General features: G+C 41.3%; 16 protein-coding genes, 1 pseudogene and 1 riboswitch. Of the genes and pseudogenes, 9 read left to right on the top strand and 8 right to left on the bottom strand.

Annotated features, from left to right (window positions below; all coding sequences use genetic code 11):
• The 3 genes from IPH84_18850 to IPH84_18840 all read left to right on the top strand — a co-directional run.
• On the top strand, positions 1–205 hold a 205-nt coding region (locus tag IPH84_18850), incomplete at its 5' end, for a nucleotidyltransferase domain-containing protein (protein MBK7175223.1).
• Between the two features lie 156 nt (positions 206–361).
• Positions 362–577 (top strand): hypothetical protein, encoded by a 216-nt coding sequence (locus tag IPH84_18845; protein MBK7175222.1) that lies wholly within the window; start codon positions 362–364, stop codon positions 575–577.
• A 323-nt stretch (positions 578–900) separates the two neighbouring features.
• Positions 901–995: riboswitch (SAM riboswitch) on the top strand.
• 111 nt (positions 996–1,106) lie between these two features.
• Complete coding sequence (locus IPH84_18840; GenBank protein ID MBK7175221.1) at positions 1,107–1,445, top strand: hypothetical protein; 339 nt, start codon at positions 1,107–1,109, stop codon at positions 1,443–1,445.
• A gap of 47 nt (positions 1,446–1,492) precedes the next feature.
• On the opposite strand, the pseudogene IPH84_18835 reads toward IPH84_18840, so the two are convergent.
• A pseudogene (locus IPH84_18835) lies at positions 1,493–2,268 on the bottom strand (MBL fold metallo-hydrolase).
• Between the two features lie 190 nt (positions 2,269–2,458).
• Positions 2,459–5,329, bottom strand: a complete 2,871-nt coding sequence (locus IPH84_18830) for an insulinase family protein (GenBank protein MBK7175220.1) — start codon at positions 5,327–5,329, stop codon at positions 2,459–2,461.
• Between the two features lie 300 nt (positions 5,330–5,629).
• On the opposite strand from IPH84_18830, the gene IPH84_18825 reads away from it, so the two are divergent.
• The 4 genes from IPH84_18825 (at position 5,630) to IPH84_18810 (ending at position 9,006) form a co-directional block, all read left to right on the top strand.
• Positions 5,630–6,169: a hypothetical protein gene (locus tag IPH84_18825; protein MBK7175219.1), complete on the top strand. Its 540-nt coding sequence runs from the start codon at positions 5,630–5,632 to the stop codon at positions 6,167–6,169.
• Positions 6,150–6,506 (top strand): hypothetical protein, encoded by a 357-nt coding sequence (locus tag IPH84_18820; GenBank protein MBK7175218.1) that lies wholly within the window; start codon positions 6,150–6,152, stop codon positions 6,504–6,506. The genes IPH84_18825 and IPH84_18820 overlap by 20 nt, the downstream gene beginning before the upstream one ends.
• Positions 6,494–7,690: a T9SS type A sorting domain-containing protein gene (locus IPH84_18815; protein MBK7175217.1), complete on the top strand. Its 1,197-nt coding sequence runs from the start codon at positions 6,494–6,496 to the stop codon at positions 7,688–7,690. Before IPH84_18820 ends, IPH84_18815 begins: the two co-directional genes overlap by 13 nt.
• Positions 7,691–7,845: 155 nt before the next feature.
• A complete protein-coding gene (locus tag IPH84_18810) occupies positions 7,846–9,006 on the top strand; it encodes a hypothetical protein (protein ID MBK7175216.1) in 1,161 nt (386 codons plus the stop codon).
• Positions 9,007–9,032: 26 nt separating this feature from the next.
• On the opposite strand, the gene IPH84_18805 is transcribed toward IPH84_18810, so the two are convergent.
• The 5 genes from IPH84_18805 to purH form a co-directional block, all read right to left on the bottom strand.
• Positions 9,033–10,157 (bottom strand): redoxin domain-containing protein, encoded by a 1,125-nt coding sequence (locus tag IPH84_18805; GenBank protein ID MBK7175215.1) that lies wholly within the window; start codon positions 10,155–10,157, stop codon positions 9,033–9,035.
• A gap of 119 nt (positions 10,158–10,276) precedes the next feature.
• Positions 10,277–10,795: a rod shape-determining protein MreD gene (locus IPH84_18800; GenBank protein MBK7175214.1), complete on the bottom strand. Its 519-nt coding sequence runs from the start codon at positions 10,793–10,795 to the stop codon at positions 10,277–10,279.
• Positions 10,788–11,627: a rod shape-determining protein MreC gene (mreC, locus tag IPH84_18795; protein ID MBK7175213.1), complete on the bottom strand. Its 840-nt coding sequence runs from the start codon at positions 11,625–11,627 to the stop codon at positions 10,788–10,790. Before mreC ends, IPH84_18800 begins: the two co-directional genes overlap by 8 nt.
• 30 nt (positions 11,628–11,657) lie before the next feature.
• Positions 11,658–12,680, bottom strand: a complete 1,023-nt coding sequence (locus IPH84_18790; GenBank protein ID MBK7175212.1) for a rod shape-determining protein — start codon at positions 12,678–12,680, stop codon at positions 11,658–11,660.
• A 50-nt stretch (positions 12,681–12,730) separates the two neighbouring features.
• On the bottom strand, positions 12,731–14,257 hold the full coding sequence (purH, locus tag IPH84_18785) for a bifunctional phosphoribosylaminoimidazolecarboxamide formyltransferase/IMP cyclohydrolase (GenBank protein MBK7175211.1): 1,527 nt from the start codon (positions 14,255–14,257) through the stop codon (positions 12,731–12,733).
• Positions 14,258–15,058: 801 nt separating this feature from the next.
• Here purH and IPH84_18780 point away from each other — a divergent pair.
• Together IPH84_18780 and recJ are read left to right on the top strand one after the other, a co-directional pair.
• Complete coding sequence (locus tag IPH84_18780; protein ID MBK7175210.1) at positions 15,059–16,306, top strand: ABC transporter permease; 1,248 nt, start codon at positions 15,059–15,061, stop codon at positions 16,304–16,306.
• Between the two features lie 171 nt (positions 16,307–16,477).
• Entirely contained in the window at positions 16,478–18,247 is a 1,770-nt protein-coding gene (gene recJ / locus IPH84_18775) for a single-stranded-DNA-specific exonuclease RecJ (protein MBK7175209.1), read from the top strand.
• Positions 18,248–18,276: 29 nt separating this feature from the next.
• Here recJ and IPH84_18770 read toward each other — a convergent pair whose 3' ends face one another.
• Positions 18,277–18,900, bottom strand: coding sequence for a LysE family transporter (locus IPH84_18770; GenBank protein MBK7175208.1), 624 nt, complete (start codon positions 18,898–18,900; stop codon positions 18,277–18,279).
• Positions 18,901–18,932: the final 32 nt, after the last annotated feature.

The following is an 18,932-nucleotide window of genomic DNA, read 5'->3' as shown; positions in this document are numbered from 1 at the left end:
TAATAAACCCGGATCAGATATTGACATTGCATTGAAAGGTCAGGACCTGAAATTAAAGGATATTTTGTCGATGCAAAATGAGGGGTTAGATGATCTGGATCAACCCTATTTTTTTGATTTAGTCATTTTGAATAGTATAACAGAGGATGGACTTAAACAACATATTGAAAGGGTAGGTGTTGAGATTTATTCAAAGGCATATTAAAGTTTATTTTTACTGATATTATTATAATCGATTATTATTTTTTTTCTTATGGAGCCGCTTCTTTCTTTCGGTCTCAGGGAGGGACAAATATTTCATGTCTCGGATGTTAAAAGAGGTCTTAAGTGCTCTTGTGTTTGTCCTGTCTGCAATAAACCTTTGATTGCAAGAAAAGGTAAAAGAATGCAACATCATTTTGCTCATCATAATAAACAGGTATGCGAAGGGGCATTACAAACAGCTTTGCATATTGCAGCAAAGGAAATTCTAAAACGGAATAAAAAAATTATGCTTCCGGCAGTAGGTATTGATGATCTGAGACTGGAAGGGAGTGAAGCCCATGGTGCCGATCTCGAAAAAACTCCTGATTCATGATACGTCTCATAAACACTGGATTTATAATAAAAGCAAGAACTATTCCGATATGATTTGGAACTTGTTATCAAGAGAATTGAAGTTGTATTACCGAAGGTGTATGCCTGTCCAAAAGAAAACAACAGGAAAGGATGGGACTTTTGTTGATTTATTGGATGATTGTTTTAATTGTAATTTCTTCCTTTCAATAAAGATACAACCTACTCATAATGTAAAATTTATCCTTTGCATTGGTCATGCAGAAGTCGAACTATCTCAACTAATTGATCGATACAAAAATTCGCTAACATGATTTCAATTTCATTTCAGTTTCAATATCTTTGCATCATCATCCCGATTCTCAAAAGAGAAACCAACCGAGCGCGGAAAGCCACGGTGGTAAAACGATGAGGGTAGCCAACCAAAAAAGTCTGTATGTATACCATACATCATTTCTTTACTTTTTTCAGGAAATCTATCCTGTTGTACCCTATGTTATACACCTGCTTTCCGGCCGTTGACAGGGATTTAATCCTTTAAAACCTGTTATATGAATTACACTGAAGTCACTTCTGCCTTTATCATCGGCCTGATCAGGGAATCTTCCTGGCAAAACCGTCAAAAAATCGATGACCTGATCCATCTTCAAGGTTTCATCGTTCATCCACCAAAATCATTCAACAGTGGTTGGGCTTTTTCCTACCTTAAATCCAACTACCCTGATGAATTCCTGAAGCTATTGGAAGAACATTCACCAAAAGCCCTTGAACAAGAATTAACAGACAGGGAAAACATCAGGAAGCAGCGTGAGATACTTCAATCAGACAGGGAGTTGGAATTGGAAAAATCCAGGAAACTCTGGGTGGCAGCAGGAGGAAGAATGGATTGATAAAAGGCATTAGCCCAAGATAAACTCATAAGAAAGTGGTGGTATGCCTATTCTTGCTTCGAAACGCTGAATACCCCCGTGGGCTCATATCTTGAAGCTATAGAGATTTTAATGTTCCCGGCATGCCGGCTGAACAATTCTTGCACCAGTTGCGGATCGTTATTATGTTGAGATAAATGGGATAGGACAAGGTGACTCAATTCAGGTGACCTGAACGACTGGAAAAGTTGAAGGGCCTGTCGGTTGCTGAGATGCCCGTGATCCGACCGAATCCGCGCCTTTAACCGGGGCGGATACTTCCCTGCTTCAAGCATCTGCTCATCATAATTGGCTTCGAGGAAAACTGCATGACAACTTCGGAAATGCCTGACCATATGTTCACAAGCAGCTCCAATATCAGTCATTACCCCAATATTTACCCCATATCCACAGATGATAAAACTGAAGGGATCTATCGCATCATGATGTTTTGGAAAAGGTTTAATAGTGAAAGCCGCCGATTATTAACTTCCTGGTGCGGGAACATATCCCTGACCAGTCCTGCGTCAATTCTTAAGCGACTGTTCTTGTGAGTTGCCGGAGTAATATAAACCGGAATATTATGTTTCCTGGAAAGTACTTCAACGCCTTTAATATGATCAGTATGCTCATGGGAGATAAAGATGGCTTTCACTTTCCGCAACGAAAGCCCAAGGCTGTCCATTCTACGCTCTGTATCCCGGCAGGAAAGACCAGCATCCACCAGCACGGCTTCCTGCTCACTGCCTACGTAGTAGCAGTTTCCGTTACTTCCGGAGTTAAGTGATGCGTAGTATATCGTCATAGAATATTGTGCTGAGCCCGCCAGAATGGAGTAGTTTTTCTGATGTACTTAATTTCAGTCAAGCAGGCGATGGGTGGAGAGATTTCAATGATGAATTAAGTTTCAAAAGTTGAAAGTTTAACGCCTGACAGGATTTCAAATCCTGCAGGGTTTCATTTTCATTTTCCGTTTTGCATTCGCGTACCCTGATTTATTTTTTGAACAGCTTTTCCTCCTTTATCATCACAACCTTTCCAAATTTCTCCAATGATTTCATATCAATTTTCTTTGGGTTGCCAACAATTGAATAAACCAATGGCTTCGACTTCAAATTCTGCGAATAAAAGTTTGTGATATCCGGGAATTTCATTGAATTATATTGTTCCAGTTTCCAGGTAAGAGGATCATTTTCAAATCCAAGTCTTTTCCATTGCAGGACTGTAGAACTCAAGTTCCTGAAATCAGGCCGTTTGGTTAAGGCTGATAAAGAAAGGTATTGCCGGATCATTTCAAATCTTTCTTCTTTTTCTGGCATGGCATGAATAAGATCTCTGAAAACGGTCATTGCCTCCAGGGTTTTATCGGCCTGGGTGCCTACATAACCGGTAAAATCCATAGGTTTTCCTGCCCTGACCGGGCTACTAAACCCTGCCCCGGCAGTATAGGCAAGAGAACGGTATTCCCTGATTTCCTGCAAAACCAGACCGGAAAAATCACCTCCGAAATAGAGATTAAAGGCTTCCATTGAAGGTACAATGGATGAGGTATAAGCCGGACCATTAGCGAAAAGATAGATTTTACTCTGAACAGCTTTTTTCTTGGCTGCAAAAAATACTGTATTCTCATTGAATAAAGCAGCATCCCTGCTCACCGGCGATTCGGTAGGGATGAATTGAGGGGCAAAGTTGATGCTATCCGAAATCATTTTTATCACATCAGCTGCTTCCTTTTGACCTGTATAATGAATCTCCGTTGCATAATGCTGTGCCTGATTAAAAACTGATTCCAGGGAATCTGCCTTTAATTCTTTGATCTCCTTCATCGATAAGCGATTCAGGTAAGTTGACATCGTTCCATATTTCACATATTGAAAAAGAGCATCTGAAACATTATCAGGTTCTGATTTCTCCATTTTCCGGTTTGTTTTTTCCCCTTGAACGATATTGTCGATTTTATCCTGCTCCAGAACAGGAGTCTTCATTAATTGATTAATCATTCCCAGAGCCTGCGAAACATTGGCTTCCATCCCCTGCAATTCAACCTTCAAATAGCTGTCGTCACTCGAAATGGAATAACTGCAACCCAAACGGGCAAAGGCAGTTTTAAATTCCGAGACCGTCATCCCAGGTATCCCTGAATAATTCATGATATCAGAGGCATATTTTACCATTGGCATCTTTTGGTTTCCAATTCCAAAGCGGATTTCCAGGGAGAAAATATCATTCACGGGATTCTTAACATAATAGAAATCAACACCCTGCTGTAACTGGGAAGTTGAAATATCCTTGCTGAAATCGATATATTTGATCTGTGGTTCCGGAGCTTTCTTTTCGTCCAGCATCTGAACAAATGCTGATTTAGCATCTGTATTCGAGAGTACCGGCTTATAGCCTGGTTTATCAATCTTCTCTTTTTTCGGGAACCCCATTTTTGAGAAAAAAGCCAGGTAGTCCTTACCATAATAGGCTTGGGCAACCCTCAAAATGTCAGCTTTCGTGACTTTCTGCACTTTGTCAGTATAGTTAAGAATATCATATAGATCCTTATTCTGTGCAAAATTTTCAGCAAGAAGAACAGCCCTGTTTTGCAAGGATTCCATTTGGGTTTGGTAATCGACATACAACTGATTCTTCACAACTTCAACCAAACTTTCATCAAATTCACCTTTTGCAATCTTCTCCAACTCCGCCATCACCATCTTTTCTGCATCTTCAGTCTTTTGTCCGACTACTTTTGGAACGATGAAAACAATAGAACTTCCGTAGTCATTATGTCGCATAGGGAGCACCATGGCTGCCAGGAGCTTGTTGTCGATGGAAAGCTTGTCGAGAAGTCCGGTCTGATTCCGGTTTGAAAGCAGACCATTACAAACATCCAGGGCAATTTCATCCGGATGGCCATTTGGAACCGTTCGGAATCCAATCAGTCCAAGCTTGATAGGGGAAAGCCTCTTTTCCACCAGTTCCCTTCCCTTAAAAGGTTCTTCTATGTATACCTTATTGTCAGGAAGAGTACCGGGTTTCCATTTCCCAAACCTTGCCATGATCATTGGTAACACTTCTTCAGCTTTGAAATCACCCGATAATATCAGGGCCATATTATTGGGGACATAATAGGTCTTGAAGAATTCATACATCTTTGTAAGGGATGGATTTTTCAGGTTTTCGACGGTTCCAATCATTGATTGTTGACCATAAGGATGTTTTTTAAACATCTGTTTATTGAATTCCTCGATGAGTGAAAACTGGAACATGTCAGAGTATAGGTTCTTTTCTTCGTAAACCACTTCCAGTTCACTCTGAAATCCCCTGAATACTGGACTTTCGAATCGGTGAGAGTAAATATCCAGCCATTTTTCAATCTGGTTCGAAGGGAAAGCATTAAAGAAAACAGTACGGTCAGGACCAGTATTGGCATTCAGTTGGGTTCCACCAACACTTTTGATGATATTGCTTAATTCATTGGGGATTGCATATTCATTGGCCTTCAATGATTCTTCATTGATCTGCAACTGAATGGCTTTCCTTGCTTCTTCATCTTTTGTAACTGAGAGTTGGTCATACAGCTCAAAGATTTTATCGATATGGGGTTTCTCCAATTCCCAGTTGACGGTGCCAAGTTCTTCAGTGCCCTTGAATAGCATATGTTCCTGGTAATGAGCCATTCCAGTGGCATCAGCAGGGTCATTTTTACTGCCAGCTTTTACAACCACCACTCCGAATACTTCCGGTTTCAGAGGGTCTTCGTTGAGGATAACAGTGAATCCGTTCTCAAGTTTGAACTGCCTGACTTTAAACTGTGGCTGGGCAATGAGGTAAACGGAAAGAAAAAGAATGAACGAAAGAGAAAAAAAGTATTTCATGGTGCTGGAGATTAAATACTGATAAATGAAAGAGTATTCGGCTTAATGAATACAAAAATAAAGGGATTGAGGATATCTTCCAGATTAAGTTTCAGATAATGAAAGAAATAATGGGTTGCTGAAGTTTATTAATGGCTTGTATATTAACTTTGTTAAAGTGAAAAGGATATTTACATGGCAGGATTAATGCATTTCAGGTTCGCATTCTGATTGGGTATAATACGCATGATTCTAGTCCTCTTTTCAATTTTGTATGATTATTCCGAATAACATTAAAATGTATTATAAATTCTATATACAATGAAACCTTTACTACTGATTTATGCTTTGCTGCTCTTTCCTATGTGCAGTTTTTCGCAAACCACCTGGAAATGGTACAATCCCCATCCTGACGGGATCAGGTTAAATGCAGTTAACCATGTGGATGAAAACCATGCCTGGGCAGTGGGCGACCAGGGTAAAATTGTTTTCTGGGACGGGCACCACTGGAATCGCCAGGAAAGCAATTGCACAAATACCCTGCGTTCTGTCAGTTTTTCGGATCCTTATCATGGATGGGCAGTAGGTGAGAATGGCAGCATCCTCAGTTTTGAAAACGGTGAATGGGCTAATTTCAGCTTGTCCACCAAACCATTGTTGAAATATGTGGCATTTTTTGGTGATGATGGCTGGATTTTCGGCGATACAGTGATGAGATTCCGGGAGGGCCAATGGGAGATTTATCCCTGGCCTGATTCAACCTATGTTTTCGATGTCAGTATTTCAACAAAGGATAATGGATTGGTTAATTGGTTACCTGCCGCAGGAAAGATGGCCTTTAATGCATTTCGATGGCAATAGCTGGTCAGCACAAATGATTCCCGGTAATTATTACCTGGAGAATTGCAGTTTCAGTGATGCGGAACATGGTATCTTATCATCTTTTGATTTTGATGGTGACGTGTTACTTGATTATAACTATGGTTCAATTAACCCATTGTTGGGATCTACCAGAATCAGGTCTATGTATATGGTTGATTCTATAACCGGATATGCTTCGGAAGAGGCGGTATTTTTTATGCTGGTGATACCAGATGCAACATATATAAGTATGAGTCCGGTAACTGGTTTCTGGATACAATCCTGGCAACACCCATCAATGCTTTCCATGGAGATGCTGACAGAGTGTGGGCAGTAGGGGAGTCAGGAATTACCTATCTGAATGAAAATGGAAGCTGGAAACTCATCAATGCCCAGTTTGATCAATCCTTGGTTGAGATGAGTTTTTCAGATCCTGACCATGGATGGATCATTACAGATGCGAATCATCTTTTAAAATACCGGAATGGAGTAATATCAAAAGAGAGTTATTATCCGGACTACAACCTGGTTGACCTGAAATTCCAGGACTCCCTGAACGGATTTGTACTTGCTGATTTTAAGCAATCAGGGAATTATTTCCATTTGCTGAAATATGTCAATGGAAGTTGGTCGGATCATGGAGTGTATTCGACAGATTTTCCTGTCAGGATGAATGTGTTGGATGCTTCACATATATGGGTCGTAATGTCTGAGTCAATTATGTTTTACGATGGCATGAGTTGGGAAACACAGTACACAGGGATGGAAGTTCCGGAAAAATTTGAAGATATATGCATGCTGAGCCCTACCTCCGGATTTGCCTTAGGTAACAGGTATATGGATTATAGCTTTATTTACCATTTCGATGGGGTAAGCTGGACACGGATTACCTCCGGTCTTCCCGGTAATATGTACAGAATAAGTGCAATTGATGAAGAATGGATATGGATGATCGACCACTGGGGAAAGATTATAAAGTATAATACAATCACTGAAGCATGGGTAGAAGAGTTATATGTTCATGAATTCTGGTATGATACAGATATTCAAATAGTAAGTGCTTCTGAAGGATATGCATTAAGCCTTAATGGGGTCCTAAGATATGACGGTACAACCTGGTCGCGTGATACCACCATGCCATCAGTGGGTTTTACCTGTCTTGATTTTACTCTTCCCGGTTTTCACTGGTTGGGGGGTGAATATGGTGCCATGGCTTCTACTTACCAGGACTCACCCTTATCTGTGGAAAAGAAACCGGTTCATTCAGCCATAAAAGCCAAGGTTTTCCCCAATCCCTTGTCTCCCGCTTCGGTGATTGAATATGAAGTAGATATTCCTGCTGATGTGAATATTGAGGTCTTCGATATTCAGGGCAGAAAGCTCAAATCTATCAACGAAGGAATCAGACATCCCGGGAAATACAGTGTTGCTTTAAAGCCCTATAATCTTGAAATTGGGATCTACACTTGTCGAATACAGATAGGCCAGCGCAATATTCCTTTGAAAGTTGTGGTTCAGTGATGAACCTTCAGAGCATTAAATTGTTGTATTTTAGCAGCCTGTGATTCACAGGCTGCTGTTTTTAAAACCCTTTTCAATTGATGTTTGTAAGCGTTCTACTTAAAATTCTAAAGTTCATTTTCAAAGGAATTGGATGGTTCTTCCTGGGACTCCTTATGATATTCCTTTTCAACTACCTTATCGCTGAAAGGTATATTTTTCCTGAACCAAAGCCTTTTTCGGGGGCATCATGGTACAATCCCTATTCGGGGATGGACAGTACACAATGGCGGCGGACCAATCTTCATATGCATTCACATGCCTGGGGAGGGCTTACCAATGGCAGCGACAACAGCAACCACAAGGTATGGGATCTTTACAGGAAAATGGGTTACGAAAGCATTGGCATCAGTAATTATCAATATATTGATACCCTTTATGCTCATCAGCCCTATTACATCCCGGTTTATGAGCATGGGTATGGCATCTTTAAGAATCACCAGCTGAGCATAGGAGCCAGGGAGGTGATCTGGTATGATTTACCTTTCGGACAGAACCTTCACCACAAGCAATATGTCCTGAACCGTTTGAAAAAGAATACAGAACTGCTTTCAATCAATCATCCGGCTTTCTTTGGTGGGTATAAGGCCGAAGATTTTAAGTACCTGGGCAATTATGATCTGATAGAAGCCCTGAATGGTTACCGAAACTCAATTCCACATTGGGATTCAGCCCTTTCAGCCGGCAAGCCCGCTTTTCTGATGGCTAATGATGATATGCACGACCTCTCTGATCCCGGGGAGATGGCACGCAGGACCATCGTGGTAAACGCTCCTGATAACCACAGGAAAAATATCCTTGCATCCCTGCAATCAGGAAAATCCTATGGAGTAGAGATAAAACTGCCCATGGATGAAACATATGAAAGCAAAATGGCAAGATTCGACACTCTGCCGGCTTTGAGATCCTATGCTATTATTAATGATACTTTGAAATTTACGCTGAGTTCCCGTTTTTCTGAGGTTCGTTTTTATGGTCAGCATGGAATGCTATTGCACAGGGTAGGTAAATCAACCCATGCTGAGTATGTCCTTCAACCCAATGATACATATGTACGTGCAGAGGTTCTGTATCCCACTCCCAATGATATGGAAGGGATTGTACTTTTTCTGAATCCTGTAATGCGATCATTGGATGGCAAACAGCCAATTATGACTGAGCCCACCCTTGACAGGAAAGCTACCTGGGTTTACAGGATCGTAGGATTTGCTACAGTACTGTTCGTTTTCGCAAATTTCTATTTACTCAGAAGGCGATTCTGCAGGAAAAGGAGTTGATCTTCCAATTCGTAAAGCCGGGTTCTTTATTTTGTAGCAATTGGTTCAGCCATCACTTCCTGAAGTTTCTTTTCCAGGTCTTCTCCACGTAAATTGCTTCCAACGATCTTGCCTTCTTTATCTAAAAGGAAGTTTGCAGGAATCGACATTACACCATAAAGTTTGGCTGCGGAGCAATTCCATCCCTGTAATTCACTAACATGTGTCCATGTGAGGCCATCTGCAGCGACAGCTTCCAGCCATTTAGACTTATCATTATCAAGAGATACGCCCAGGATTGTGAAGCCTTTTGAATTGAACGATTTGTAAGCCTGAACTACATTTGGATTTTCTTTGCGGCAAGGGCCACACCATGAAGCCCAGAAATCGACCAAAAGGTATTGTCCCTTGAAAGAAGCCAGACTCACTGCCTTACCGGTTGAATCATTCATTGTGAATTCAGGTGCAAGGTTTCCGGGTAATAATTTGAGCAGGGTCTCTTCACGTTCCTTCAATTTTTTAACATAGGAAGAATTGGCAATGCCTGGATCAAAACCCTTATTGATTTCCTGTAAATCGGCTAATTCAAAATTATAAGCATTACTCAGGGCGAGATAAGCTGATACAACGCTTTTTCCGTTGGTTTTGATGAATTCCTTCATAGCACTTGCCTGCTCATTCTGAATTACATCAAAACCACCTTCCAGGCTCAGCGCTTTGATGGAATCATTGGCCTCTTTAGCTGTCATATATTCTGTGTAAAGGTCTTCCAGCTTTTTATTGAACATATCATCCTTCTTTAGGAAGGTTTTATAAAGGTCATGTGAAGCGGAGCCGGAAACGTCTGATTTATCAATACTATCAGAAAATGCCTTGATGGTGATGTCAGCGTTTTCAAGGAAAAATGGAAGAAATCCATCTTTGTTCTTTACAGCAAGGTAATACATTTCAGGCATTTCGGTAGTTCCGGTAAATGAGAACTTTCCTTCCTTGAGTTCGGTTGAATCTTTAGTGAGCCATTTTCCTTCTTCACGTTTTTTCAGGAGGATCCACCCGGTATCAGCGCCATTGATTGATCCGGTTATAATATATTGGTTTTCTTTCTTGCCCTTACAGGCTGCCATTGAGAGGATCAATGAGAGAATAATTGTACTTACAAACAGGTTTCTCATATTGTCAGGTTTTGTCAGATTAAGGATTATTTTTCAAAAATGGTTGATGTGAACTGAAAAATCATGCAAATATACCATAACAGGATTATGGATGAGCAAAATAACTTATGCTGGAAAGTTTAGTTCCGTTCCTTGCGGGACGTAAAAATATACTGAATGATGAGGATAAACATCAGGGAGAAGACAGAACTCAAGAAAACCCGCAAAAGGGTTTGCCAGAATTCCCTGAAACTAAAAACATCCACAAAGTTCAGCACAAGGTGGTGAAGAAATGTCATAGTGGCAGCATAGGCAAAAAACCATTTGAATCCCATTTCCCGCAAGGTAGGCTGTGTAGTAATGTCATAGTCAGGTTTTTCACCAACAAGTTTCACTACACCCGGTTTAACAAAACCGGCAAAAACAGCTGCTGCTGTATGCAATCCCATTGTACCGCTAAAAAGATCTACAGAAAATCCGGTTAGGAATGAAAGCATGAGTAATAACCATCCCGGTGTTTCAAAGGGAAGTAAAAAGATGAATAGTATATATACGTAAGGATTTAGGAAACCATAGAAGCTGATACGGTTCAAAACCAGTATCTGCAGCATGAGCAACAGTATGAATCGGGCGATATTTACAATAACCAGCCTACTCATTTCCATTCACCTCCGTCGTTTTTTCCAGCTCTTCCTGCTCTACTTTAAGCAGATTTCTCACCACGTATACATAATCCAGGCTATTGAAGTCAACACTGAACTTAAAAGGAATAACATAGAAATGTTCCCCCTGTTCAACCCGGAAATCTTCAATAGTTCCGATCATCAGATTTGCAGGGAAGATATAGGAGAATCCACTACTTACAATGGTATCCCCTTTCGCTATTTTAACATGGGCAGGGATGTCGGTCAATGTCCCATACATTGGATTCAGCCCATTCCAAACGATTGTACCCATCTGGTTATTTTTCCTGATTCTTCCGCTGATCCGGGTTTGTTTATTGAGGACACTCATTACCCAGGCGAAGTTATCAGATACACTCACTACTGTTCCAACAATACCGTTGGAAGTGATAACAGCCATATCTTTATCAATACCATGACGACGGCCCTTATTAAGCATAATGTAGTTATTCCTTTTACCTACAGTATTATTGATCACCCTGGAAACAATATACTTGTAACGCTGCTTATAAAGGGTATCCTCAACCCAGAAGGTGGCGGTATCGGTTTTGATGAAAGACAGTCCTTTCATCTGTCTTAACATAGCATTCTCAGAAGCCAGCAGTTCATTGGTTCTGCGAAGTTTAAGGTATTCGGAAACATCACTGATGGATGTATAGAATTTGCCGGAAATACCATTCCCGACACTTTGCAGCACTGATCGCTGATAGTATGTCGAATTGACCAGCAGAATTAAGGCTAGTGATTCAAACAGCAGAAATAGCAGCAGGAAGTTATAGCGAATAATAAATGCCAGTAGATTACGCATACTTCTTTCCTATGCAGGTTAATGCCTCTGCTATTTGATAAGGAATGTAAACTTGTCGAAGTTTTTCAGCGCGATACCTGTTCCGCGGGCAACTGCATGTAATGGGTCATCGGCAACATGAACAGGGAGTTTGGTTTTGAGGTGCAGACGCTTGTCGAGGCCACGCAGCAATGAACCACCACCGGCCAGGTAGATACCGGTTTTGAAGATATCTGCAGATAACTCAGGGGGCGTCATTTCGAGTGCGTTGAGTACAGCGGCTTCGATTTTGGAAATGGATTTATCCAATGCATGTGCGATCTCGGCATAATTTACATAGATCTCTTTTGGGATCCCTGTGAGCATATCCCTGCCATGAACAGCATAGTCAGGCGGGGGATTATCGATCTCTGTCATGGCGGCACCAACTTCAATTTTTATCATTTCTGCAGTGCGTTCACCAATGTTGATATTATGCTGTTTCCGCATATATTCTTCAATATCACTATTGAAATCGTCGCCGGCAATGCGGATGGATTTATTATTTACGATACCACCAAGGGCAATAACGGCAATTTCGCTGGTTCCTCCCCCTATATCAATGATCATATTTCCGGTAGGTTCCAGAACATCGATACCAATACCGATAGCAGCTGCCATTGGTTCATGGATAAGTCTTACTTCTTTGGCACCAGCTTGTTCAGCTGAATCCTTAACAGCACGTTCTTCAACTTCGGTGATTCCGGAAGGGATGCAAATGACCATTCGTAAAGCAGGTGGGAAAAGACTGCGGCTGGGCCCGATCATTTTGATAAGCTCACGGATCATGTATTCAGCCGACTGGAAATCAGCGATAACACCATCACGTAAAGGGCGGATCGTTTTGATGTTTTCATGGGTTTTCCCATGCATCATCATCGCCTTTTTCCCAACTGCCAGGACTTTCCCTGTGTTGCGTTCAATAGCAATGATGGATGGTTCATCCACCACAACCTTGTCATTATATATAATGATGGTATTGGCTGTGCCAAGGTCCATCGCAATCTCTTTGGTAAGAAATGAGAAAAGTCCCATGTAAATATTTTTTGTATTAAAGGCCGGAGCCTGTTTACTTCAATGTTGGATCAATGTTTAAAATGCCTGATACCGGTGAAAACCATCGGTATTCCATTTTCGTTACAAAACCGGATTGAATCTTCATCTCTAACGGATCCACCCGGTTGAATCACTGCTTTAATCCCTGACTCTGATGCGATCCCTACGGAATCGGCAAAAGGGAAATAAGCATCTGAAGCCATTACAGCTCCATGTAGATCAAGTCCAAATTCTGCAGCTTTTTTGATTGCATGTTTCAAGGCATCAACCCTTGAAGTCATACCACAGCCAGAACCCAACAATTGACTGTTTTTTGCCAGTACAATTGCATTACTCTTAAGATGCTTAACCAGAATATTGGCGAAAATTAAATCTTTAAACTGTTGATTATCAGGTGCAGTATGAGTAACAACCTTCATATCGGCAAGGCCTTCCGTGTGGTTGTCCTTGTCTTGCTCAATAAGGCCATTAAGTACTGACTTAAACTGTTTAGCCTGAAAATCAGTCGGTTTATGCTGCAAAATTATTCTATTTTTCTTTGATTTCAGGATTTCTAATGCATTTTTTTCATAATCCGGTGCAATAATTATTTCAAAGAATAATTTGTTGATCTCTTCTGCTGTTTCGGTATCAATGATGCGATTGGTTGCAATCACTCCGCCAAATGCTGAGATGGGGTCACCGGCAAGTGCATCTTTCCATGCTTCTGTAAGATTCTGGCGCGTTGCCACTCCACAGGCATTGGTATGTTTTATGATAGCAAAGGTAGGTTCATTAAATTCAGAGATCAATGCAATTGCGGCATCAAGGTCAACAAGATTATTATAGGAAATGGCCTTTCCATTGTGTTGCTCAAAAACACTGGTAGTATCTCCATAAAAAGTTCCTTCCTGGTGAGGATTTTCACCATACCGCATGGGTTCAGATTGAAGTATGCTCTTTTTGAATGCTTTGATTCCGGTTTCCTTATTAAAGTAGTTGAAAATAGCAGTGTCGTAATGTGATGATACATTGAACGCCTGGGCTGCAAGGTAGTATCGGTCCTGCAGACTGGTAAATCCTTTTTTCTCTTCCAGGATCCGGATCAGGTCATCATATTGGGCGGCAGAGGGAATGATTACTACATCCCGGTAATTTTTGGCAGCGGCTCGTATCAATGAAATCCCCCCGATGTCAATCTTTTCAATAATATCCTCATGTGCTGAACCTGAAGCTACAGTAGATTCAAATGGATAAAGGTCTACCATTACCAGGTCAATGGGTGGGATATCATATTCTTTTATTTGTGACTGATCACTTTCGAACTCACGACGGTAAAGGATGCCGCCAAAAACTTTGGGATGTAAAGTTTTTACCCTGCCACCGAGAATGGATGGATAGGAGGTCAGACTTTCCACAGTAGTAACAGGGATGCCTAATGATTGGATATAATCAAAGGTTCCTCCGGTTGAAAATATCTGAATATCAAGTGCATGAAGGTGCCTGGCAATGATATCAACCCGGTCCTTATGATACACTGAAATCAACGCTGATTGGATGGGTTTCAGTTCTTCCATGATGGGATCAAAAAAGTGCAAGTTTATTAAAAAAAGCCGCACCAGTCCCCGAAATCTTGCGATTTGTCAGTAATTTGGAATCAATTCCGGTTTCATATTTATTTATAATGTCAGTTTGGCCGCCTAGCCCCTTCAGGACTCCACTGATTTTGTTAAATAGTTAGATTTCGCGATGGTTTAAAGTACTTTATCGAATCCGCACCCCCCAAACTTAAATGCCAGGAAACCACAAACCCATTGGAGTCCGACGATAGGAGGACCCGATGGGGTTTGGGAGGTGCAGCATCCATTGCAGCTCCAAAATCCAGTAGTTCCCCAAACCCCGACAGGTTTTAAAAACGCCGTCGGGTTTAGGTAAAAGACAACAATCAAAAGTTCACTAAAAAGTCCGGAAACCACAAACCCATTGGAGTCCGACGATAGGAGGACCCGATGGGGTTTGACACTGTCCTTGATTTTGAACGGGTTCAACATTAAATCCATTTAGGTGCGTAAAACGTGAAAATCCGGATTGTCTTTAATTGTCAAAAAGTTCTTTTCATTAAAAATGTTAAATATTGAATGATCGCCGATTTTCTGATTATTTTTACATCAACTGAACCGGAGGATTCACTTTTCCGTTTAATACTGATTTTTTTTTTAAAATCCCCCCCCGGGGGGGGGGATTTTTTAAAAAGGGGGGGGGATTTTCCCCCCGGGCCCCCTTTTTTTTTTTTTCCGGGGCCCCCCCCCGCGGGCAAGAACCCCCCCCCGTTGGCCGGTTGCCAATGAAATAGCAATGGTATAATACAAATTTGATTCATGCTTTTTCTTAGACTTTTCCGTGAGAGTTACCTTTTCGCTATCCGGGCCCTGGTTGTTAACAAGGTACGAACCTTCCTTTCATTATTGGGTATCACTATCGGTATTTTCTCTGTGATTTCGGTACTCACGGTGTTCGACAGCATTGAATATACCCTTAGAAAGGATATTGAATCACTCGGAAGCAATGTGTTATTTGTCCAGAAATGGCCATTCATCGGAAGTCCTGATATGCCCTGGTGGGAATATATGAAACGCCCTGAAACCAGGCTTGCTGAGATGGAAGAGATTCAAAAGCGCAGTTCGTTGGCAGATGCAGCAGGATATTATGTTGGCACGAACAGGAATGTAAAATTCTCCGGGATTACTTATGAAAATGCTACGATTGTGGCTGTATCGCAGGATTATGACAAGGTAGATGCCATTAATATTTCTGAAGGAAGGTATTTTACTCCTGCTGAATCCCAGGGCGGCCGCCCGGTGGCAATAATCGGTGATGAAATTGCCTCAAAACTTCTTCCTAATAAGGATCCCATTGGTGAACAGGTTTCAGTTTTTGGTAGAAAAGTAGATATTATTGGAAGATTCAAACGAACCGGGAATAATACTTTTGGACGTTCCTACGACGATTGGCTTATGGTTCCTGTTAATTTCGGAAGAAGTTTCATTGACCTGAATGGCGATAATATCGGATCTGCTATCCTGGTGAGAGGCAGGCCAAATGTGCCTAATGAACAGCTTAAAGACGAACTGACCGGAATCATGCGTTCTGTCAGGAAACTAAAACCAGGCTCAAAAGACAATTTTGAGATCAATGAAACCAGTGTTATCAATAATGCATTTGATAGCGTTTTCGGAGTTATCTCCATAGTAGGATGGGTAGTAGGAGGTTTCTCACTACTGGTAGGAGGATTTGGAATTGCTAATATTATGTTCGTTTCTGTGAAGGAACGTACAGTCCAGATTGGTATACAGAAATCACTGGGAGCCAAGAATTCATTTATTCTTCAGCAATTCCTCTTTGAAGCGGTTTTCCTTTCATTACTTGGAGGGGCCTTTGGGCTGTTGATCATCTATATTGGAACTATTATTGCCAGTAACCTGGCCGATATGGACCTTTTCCTGAATTCCGGCAATATTATTCTTGGCCTTTCAGTATCAGGTATTATCGGACTAATTTCAGGTTTATTTCCAGCCTGGTCAGCCTCCAGGCTTGATCCGGTGGAAGCCATGAGATCTACATTTTAAAGGATCTCAGGAATGTGTTTATCAATCAGATTAACAAGGATTAGCTTGTTTTGCTAATTTGATTTAATTTGTTTTTGGAAAAATTGTTTGATTATTGTTTAGGATTGTAATTATCTCTTGATTATTCTTTTTGGCTTTTGCCTATTTTTGCGAAAATGAGGAATTGATTTCATGGTTAAACGCTGGGTGCTTAAAGATCGGGGAGATAAGGAAGTGGTGAGTAATCTCGCTGCCCAGCTAAATATTGAACCTGTTCTGGCTGAGCTATTGGTGCAGAGGGGTGTCACAAACTTTGAAGCTGCTAAAGCTTTTTTCAGGCCGGAGCTTTCACACCTTCATGATCCTTTCCTGCTGAATGATATGGATCTGGCTATCAACCGGATTGAAAAAGCCGCTGCAGCAAAGGAGAAAGTGCTTGTTTATGGAGATTATGATGTAGATGGAACCACTGCAGTTGCCTTGGTTTATACCTTTCTGAAAGCCCAGGGATTTGATACCATTGATTTTTATATCCCGGACAGGTATGGTGAAGGTTATGGTATTTCATTCAAAAGTATCGATTTCGCGCTTGAAGAAGGGTTTACTCTGATAATAGCACTTGACTGCGGGATCAAGGCAATCGATAAGGTTCAATATGCCCGGGAACGAGGAATCGACTTCATAATTTGCGACCATCACCGCCCCGGGAGCGAACTACCGGCTGCCATTGCTGTTCTTGATGCTAAAAGGGAAGATTCCACCTATCCTTTCGATGAATTATCGGGTTGTGGCGTCGGGTTTAAATTGATTCAGGCATATGCCCAGAAAAATAACATACCCTTTGATTTCCTGAATCAATACCTCGACCTGGTTGCAGTTAGTATTGCTTCTGATATTGTTCCTATTACAGGGGAAAACAGGATCCTGTCTTACTATGGATTAAAAATAATGAATAGCAACCCCCGGCCAGGACTGGAAGCGATACTGAATATTGCCAATATCAACAGGAAACCTTTGGATGAAGCATTGGAAGAGGTTGATCCCGAATTAAGGTTTTCAAGGGAACTTACTATCAATGACCTGGTATTTGTTTTAGGCCCGCGTATCAATGCTGCCGGCAGAATTGAAAGCGGACGAAACTCTGTGTTATTGCTGATTAGTCCCGACCTTCAACATGCGGAAAGTATTGCCAAACAGATAAACGATTTCAACATTGAAAGAAGGAACCTCGATTCTCATATTACCCAGGAGGCGCTTGATTTGATCTCTTCCGACCCGGTGTTGAGAAATTCCTTGTCAACAGTTGTTTTTAACCCGGATTGGCATAAAGGAGTGATTGGAATTGTTGCCTCCAGGCTTACTGACAATTACTACCGACCTACAGTTGTCCTGACCTTGTCGAATGGACTGATCACAGGTTCTGCCAGGTCAGTCAAAGACTTCGATATTTATGATGCCATAGATGCATGCAGTGATCTGTTGGAACATTTCGGCGGACATACTTTCGCAGCGGGATTGTCGATGAAACCTGAGAACCTGGATAAATTCAGGGAGAAATTTGAGAAGGTTGTTTCTGAAACCATTAAGGAAGATATGCTTATTCCTGAAGTTGAAATCGACATGGAGATCAATCTTAATCAGATAACCCCGAAGTTTATGCGGATTTTGAAACAGTTTGCTCCCTTTGGTCCGGGAAATATGTCTCCGGTATTTGTTACACCAGATACACATGATACAGGGTATGCCCGGGTAGTGGGGAAAAACCATGTGAAAATGACTGTTTTCCAGAACGCTGTTCGGTCTGACCCCTATTCAGCAATCGCCTTTCAACAAGGAGAAAAATTCCCGGCTATTCAAAAAGGCCAGTTTATGGATATATGCTATCACCTGGAAGAAAATGAATGGAATGGTGCTAAAAGTATTCAGTTGAATGTAAAGGATATCCGGTTTAATGAGGATTAATCAATCGTTCAATCTTATAAGTTGCCCGCTCAAATCTGAAAAAACACACGGATAATAAGAAATACACCGAATCCTACCAGCAGGATTCCAACAAAATGATTTACCCGGATTAACATTTTAGGTTTCAGGTATTGTTTCAATTTGTGAGCGAGGAATACCTTAAAGACATCACTTCCGAGAATTGCCGCCAATGTACCAGCAAAAAAGATGATAACGCCATGCTTATCATCCCCATAATTGGCACTAACGCCTACCATTGCTGAGATCCAGAAGAACCAGACAAATGGGTTCATAATATTAAGGAAGTAGCCTTTTAAAATATAAGTGAGGGGGCCTGGTACTTTAATTTCGACGAGCTTATTGTTTTCATCAATATGCACTTTCCTGTAAAAAGTATAGATACCGAAACCAATCAGGATCAATCCACCAATAATACCTGCAATGATGTAGTTATTCTTCTCATTTATAAGCTGCAGAGCTCCCAGGTAAGCAAGATAAACCACACTCAGATCACTCAGGAAGATCCCACCAGCCAGGAAAAGTCCGGATTTCAACCCCCTGTGTATACTGGTCTGCAATAAAGTAAATAATGCCGGACCCAGCAGAACAGAGAGTGTTAATCCAAGAATCGCTCCTTGCAGAAATGGATGCATCTATAAGGTTGAATTAATTATTATTATGTGGA

It is taken from the genome of Bacteroidales bacterium (genome assembly GCA_016707785.1).
Classification (GTDB): domain Bacteria; phylum Bacteroidota; class Bacteroidia; order Bacteroidales; family UBA4417; genus UBA4417.
This window is presented reverse-complemented; position numbering and strand designations above follow the sequence as displayed.

Bases quoted from the DNA above. Each gene is read 5' to 3' on its own strand.
- IPH84_18790 (MBK7175212.1), bottom strand. From the start codon at position 12,680: ATGGGACTTTTCTCATTTCTTACCAAAGAGATTGCGATGGACCTTGGC.
- IPH84_18800 (MBK7175214.1), bottom strand. From the start codon at position 10,795: ATGAGTAGGCTGGTTATTGTAAATATCGCCCGATTCATACTGTTGCTC.
- IPH84_18830 (MBK7175220.1), bottom strand. From the start codon at position 5,329: ATGAAATACTTTTTTTCTCTTTCGTTCATTCTTTTTCTTTCCGTTTAC.
- IPH84_18820 (MBK7175218.1), top strand. From the start codon at position 6,150: ATGCATTTCGATGGCAATAGCTGGTCAGCACAAATGATTCCCGGTAAT.
- purH (MBK7175211.1), bottom strand. From the start codon at position 14,257: ATGGAAGAACTGAAACCCATCCAATCAGCGTTGATTTCAGTGTATCAT.
- IPH84_18810 (MBK7175216.1), top strand. From the start codon at position 7,846: ATGATATTCCTTTTCAACTACCTTATCGCTGAAAGGTATATTTTTCCT.
- IPH84_18770 (MBK7175208.1), bottom strand. From the start codon at position 18,900: ATGCATCCATTTCTGCAAGGAGCGATTCTTGGATTAACACTCTCTGTT.
- mreC (MBK7175213.1), bottom strand. From the start codon at position 11,627: ATGCGTAATCTACTGGCATTTATTATTCGCTATAACTTCCTGCTGCTA.
- IPH84_18805 (MBK7175215.1), bottom strand. From the start codon at position 10,157: ATGAGAAACCTGTTTGTAAGTACAATTATTCTCTCATTGATCCTCTCA.
- IPH84_18840 (MBK7175221.1), top strand. From the start codon at position 1,107: ATGAATTACACTGAAGTCACTTCTGCCTTTATCATCGGCCTGATCAGG.
- IPH84_18825 (MBK7175219.1), top strand. From the start codon at position 5,630: ATGAAACCTTTACTACTGATTTATGCTTTGCTGCTCTTTCCTATGTGC.
- IPH84_18780 (MBK7175210.1), top strand. From the start codon at position 15,059: ATGCTTTTTCTTAGACTTTTCCGTGAGAGTTACCTTTTCGCTATCCGG.
- recJ (MBK7175209.1), top strand. From the start codon at position 16,478: ATGGTTAAACGCTGGGTGCTTAAAGATCGGGGAGATAAGGAAGTGGTG.